Raw genomic sequence first — 4,505 nt, 5'->3', positions numbered from 1 at the left:
TAAAATGTTTACAAAGTATGATATAAATACTTGTAAGAGAAAGATACATTTTATTGGTCAAATGTATTTAGAAACAATTTATTTTCGCTATACTTATGAAAGTAGAAAAGAAGTGCCGAAAAACTATAAAGGAGGTGTTCCATTTCAAGGGAGAGGTATGAAACAAATAACTCATGATTTTAACTATTTATCATATTATGATTATGTAAATGGCACCGATTTTTACAAAATATATCAAAAGTATTCAAGAAAAGATAAAAAAGGAAATATTATAGAAGGTGTTGGAGAATGCATAAAAAATAGTGAAAAAGCAAATACTGAAGGCCTTGATAATTTATTTTATGAAAAACTTAAAAATTTTTCTAAAAAACTTTCACAAGATTTATTTCATGCATTCAATTCTGGAGGCTGGTACTCTACTGTAAGACAAAGGAAAACTTTAGATGCAATGGATGAAGGATTCTCAGATGAAATAATAAAGAAAGTAAGCAAAGCCATAAATGGAGGGCTAAATGGTATAGATGAAAGAATAAACTTTACAAACTGGACAAAAGAATATTTTAAATATGACGAAAAATGTATAAACAAATAATTATTATTTTATTAATATTAAGCTATAACTTTAATAAATCTCAGCAGTTAGTGTACAGAAATGATACTATTATTGGGAAATTGCACCAAAATGCAGTTATAAAGTGTGATGATTGCTATAATTATTCTGAAGAAAATATTTTAAGAAAAGCAATATTGCTTAAACTACCTGTAGAAATAACCTGCGACAATAAAAATAATTGTAATTATGAGTTGATTTATAATTATGAGTTAAGTAGAGTTGATTCAAAAAGGGCTATAATAAAGTTCAATTCATATTCTAATGGCGACAGTTATTGGCTATATTTAAAAAATATTGATCAAAATATTTATATATATAAGAAAATTTTATATAAAAATGGTATATATAAAAAGAGAATTAAAAGTAATGATTATGACTATTTACCTGCGACTGAGGTGTGTTTTGAAAATCTTAATATTAAAGTTGTCAAATATATATCTTTTGAAGATCATTTTAATTCTGTAGTATTTAAAAATTGTTATAAATGTCCAATTCAAGTAAAGGTGGAGAATTGTATAAAGAATCAAAGAATAAACTATAAATGGTAATAATATTGGTTGTCTGAAATAGGCAACCTTTTTTATACATTTACGCAGAAATGGTAGAAGATACTTCCGTATTTTTAAATGATAGTAAAAATGAGGATTTCTTAGTTGTAAAAGAAAGTGGAACTGAAGAAATACACGGAGAACAATCAATAGCACAGGTGGAAAAAAAGTTCCAAGCATTCCCTTAGAGCCATTTATAGCACTTGGTAAAAGCGAAATATATCAATCAAAACAGATTGATGATTTTATATCAAGATTAAGAGTTTGTTTAGAGGAAAAAGTGGTTAAAAAATACCATAAAGATAAAGGCACTCGAATCAAAGATGAAGAATATACATTTAAAATTAAAGATGTTTTCTTATCTAAATTAGGAAGAGTTACCGTCCTTGACCAAAGTGTTAATAGACCATCTTTGGTAAAATTTAATATTGGAGAATCAATAAATCGTTTTTTTTCTAAGCATCCAAATGTACCCAAGAATCCAAAAGAATGGGGAAGTAAGCATTCTGAATATGAAATGGAAATAATAGAAGATTATGGTAATAAAAGAGAAGGGACTGATATGAAGGTGAGATTCTTAAAAATGAAATCCAATAACTTATTAAAATGATAATAAAAAATATAATTACATTAATTCTGTGCTGTTTTATAAATTGTTTTAATGCGCAGAAATCTTTGAAATGTGATAACTATGAATTTGTTAAAGAGAAAAATAAAAGTGTTTGGCAAAAAATCAGATATAAGAATGTTGAATTAAAACAAATCAATAAAGGAAATAATTTTTTTCTGATACCTGATTGTAACAGTGTAAGTATAAGTAGTGATACTAAATTTTTAATGGTAAGACAAATAATATCAGATAAAATTCCAAAGGATTCTCTAGAATATTTAAGTACTTATGATGCTCCTTATGTAATAATTAATTCTGATTCAGATTTATTTTCTCCTGATTTTGTAGCGGTTGAAGATAAAAAACTAATATTCTTTTCTAATAGTCAGGGAATCGGAGAGTTTATTAATAATCATGATCTATTTTATAAGAACAATACGTATTATAATATTGATGATTTTCTACTAAGAATTCCAGATTTTATAAAGAAGAAAAAAGTTATATTGGAAATTAATTCTCTTAAAGAATTAATTTCCAATGATCCAATTACAGATAAAAATTTAAGTCAATATCATAAAATAGCTTCACTTTTGTATGCTAAAGAATCTATAATTATTTTAAAGAAAATTATTGAAAAATATCCTTCAAATATTGTGACATGGCTCAGTCTCGCGGATGCACAATGGAAACTTAACCAGAAAGAAGGAGCAAAAATATCTTACCGAAAATATCTTTTTTTAATAAAAGAACAGAAAAATGATTTTAAGAAAATTCCTAAAAGAGTTTATGAAAGGAGTAAATAATATGAATTATGAAATAACTTTTAAAGAATAAAATATCACAAAAACGAATTTTTAGCATTTACAAAAGTAGAAACAAAATCTAATACATTTGATATTCTATTGAATAATCTCTCCGCTCCTCTAACTGCCGCACTAAAAGGATTCGTGCGGTATTTTCTTTAAACATTATTCAACGTACTTCAGGCACAGTCGATCGGGCTGAATGTTACCAAAGCATTGCCTTTTGATGATAACCTTTCCGACTACGAAGATCCGGCCAAAGTTCCGCAGTCTTCTCAGATTGTTCCAACTGATGCACAGATGGGAGGAAGTGATGAACAAAAGACAGGATCAATTTCCGGTCATATAGAAGGTTTACAAGGGCTTTTACCGGAAATCATGCTTAAAAACAAAGATAAATCGCCTGTAGATTTTACCAATCCGGATGATAAAGGAGATTTCTGGATGGAAAATATTCCTGTGGGTAAATATGAGCTTTGTCTTGATGAAAATGATGATTTTGATAATCAGTACTCTATCCTTAAAGGAAAAGTAACCAGAATTGTTGAGGTAAAAGAAAGTTCTACTACTACAGTTTATCTGGAAGTAAAAAAAATCTAATGTTTAACCTATTTTGACTGATAGCGGTTGATTTTATCAGCCGCTGTTAGTCAAATTTTAATCTGATAAAAATGAATTTACCAACAATAACCGATATAAAGATTAAGAATAGCTCCGGAAACAAAAACTTTAACAGAATATTAATTAGCACCAGAGAATTTGATCCAAATACACACCGGATTATCCTAAGAGTTAATAATAAATTTTATGATGATCTAAAATATTATACTAAGGAGCTCGTAATAGATCAGGGCAGTTCTCAATTTCAGCTTCCGGGAATGAATAAAAGCCTGACCATCTATGCTCAGCTTTATGATTATAAAAATGACCGTATAGTCTGTACTAAAGAGAAAGATTTTGTAAAAACCTTAGGCTCATGGGAGTTAGCTTTGGGAGATCGTATTATAAGTATAAGTAATGATTATTTTAATCTTTTTTGGAATAGCAATAGAAAAGTAGTAAAGGTCAACGGCCCTTTTGATAAGGATGGGAAATTACAGGCAGAGGTTAAGCCAGGAGAAAGATATTATTTTACAGCGCAACCTAATCAGAATTTGCATGATGTAGAATTATTATCAGTTAAATGGTCTTACCGGTACGATGATGGAGAACTAATCAAGTTTAAAAACCATAATGAAATCATTAGCAATGGTTTTAATATGATGGATTGTATTTTCCATAATGAACCAAAAAAAATAAAGGTTTATGCTTATTTTTTCAATCCCAGTGACAAAGTAATGGTGGAATTTTCTAATTTTGAAAAACCACAAGATATGATCGATGGAAATGATTTAACTGAAGAAGAAACTGAAAAATCAAAAGTGACACAAATCAAGCAATTCAAGAAAAATTAAATACTGATATATCTGTTGAAGAAGCAATGGTAAGAGCATTTATGAGAATGTTACGGAAAGGAGAGGGTACAAATTCAGATAGTGGATATTCTAAACAATATAGTGGGATACATTTTAAAAATTTTAAAACTCATCCTGAAAAGGTTATAAAAGCAGGTAATTATTCATCATCAGCTGCTGGTGCCTACCAAATAATGAGGTATACTTGGTGGTGGTTAAATGGTGAAGAGTTAACTGAGGATAACAAGAAAGCAGGTATATACAATGAAGACCATGATTATGTTAAAAGATATAAAATTCCAGATTTTTCTCCAGAGTCTCAAGATAAGTTATGTATAATTTTATTAAAACATAAGAAAACTAAAAAGTTTTTGGATTTAATTATAATTAATCATTCCTTAAAAAGCCATTTTTTTATTTTGAAAATTATATTTGTGTAAAAAGATTTTGAAAACCATTTCAAGCCAAAGAAGGATG

8 protein-coding genes are annotated in these 4,505 nt (G+C 28.1%); all 8 read left to right on the top strand.

Annotation, left to right across the window (positions count from 1 at the left end):
- The coding region (locus tag CHA01nite_RS20155; RefSeq protein ID WP_228458478.1) for a hypothetical protein at positions 1-592 on the top strand (592 nt) is incomplete at its 5' end.
- A complete protein-coding gene (locus tag CHA01nite_RS20150; protein ID WP_146944765.1) occupies positions 577-1,161 on the top strand; it encodes a hypothetical protein in 585 nt (194 codons plus the stop codon). The genes CHA01nite_RS20155 and CHA01nite_RS20150, both read left to right, overlap by 16 nt.
- A gap of 50 nt (positions 1,162-1,211) precedes the next feature.
- On the top strand, positions 1,212-1,349 hold the full coding sequence (locus CHA01nite_RS20645; protein ID WP_170234789.1) for a hypothetical protein: 138 nt from the start codon (positions 1,212-1,214) through the stop codon (positions 1,347-1,349).
- 92 nt (positions 1,350-1,441) lie between these two features.
- Positions 1,442-1,771, top strand: coding sequence for a hypothetical protein (locus CHA01nite_RS20145; RefSeq protein ID WP_146944763.1), 330 nt, complete (start codon positions 1,442-1,444; stop codon positions 1,769-1,771).
- 65 nt (positions 1,772-1,836) lie between these two features.
- The gene (locus CHA01nite_RS20140; RefSeq protein WP_146944761.1) at positions 1,837-2,574 is read left to right on the top strand and encodes a hypothetical protein; all 738 of its coding nucleotides are present in this window, start codon (positions 1,837-1,839) and stop codon (positions 2,572-2,574) included.
- 216 nt (positions 2,575-2,790) lie between these two features.
- Entirely contained in the window at positions 2,791-3,174 is a 384-nt protein-coding gene (locus CHA01nite_RS20135) for a hypothetical protein (protein ID WP_146944759.1), read from the top strand.
- 71 nt (positions 3,175-3,245) lie between these two features.
- Positions 3,246-4,028 (top strand): hypothetical protein, encoded by a 783-nt coding sequence (locus CHA01nite_RS20130; RefSeq protein ID WP_146944757.1) that lies wholly within the window; start codon positions 3,246-3,248, stop codon positions 4,026-4,028.
- A gap of 26 nt (positions 4,029-4,054) precedes the next feature.
- Complete coding sequence (locus CHA01nite_RS20125) at positions 4,055-4,468, top strand: glycoside hydrolase family 24 protein (protein ID WP_146944755.1); 414 nt, start codon at positions 4,055-4,057, stop codon at positions 4,466-4,468.
- Positions 4,469-4,505 lie beyond the last annotated feature (37 nt).

It is taken from the genome of Chryseobacterium hagamense (genome assembly GCF_007991455.1).
GTDB lineage: Bacteria > Bacteroidota > Bacteroidia > Flavobacteriales > Weeksellaceae > Chryseobacterium > Chryseobacterium hagamense.
This window is presented reverse-complemented; position numbering and strand designations above follow the sequence as displayed.

Bases quoted from the DNA above. Each gene is read 5' to 3' on its own strand.
- CHA01nite_RS20125 (WP_146944755.1), top strand. From the start codon at position 4,055: ATGGTAAGAGCATTTATGAGAATGTTACGGAAAGGAGAGGGTACAAAT.
- CHA01nite_RS20645 (WP_170234789.1), top strand. From the start codon at position 1,212: ATGGTAGAAGATACTTCCGTATTTTTAAATGATAGTAAAAATGAGGAT.
- CHA01nite_RS20130 (WP_146944757.1), top strand. From the start codon at position 3,246: ATGAATTTACCAACAATAACCGATATAAAGATTAAGAATAGCTCCGGA.
- CHA01nite_RS20150 (WP_146944765.1), top strand. From the start codon at position 577: ATGTATAAACAAATAATTATTATTTTATTAATATTAAGCTATAACTTT.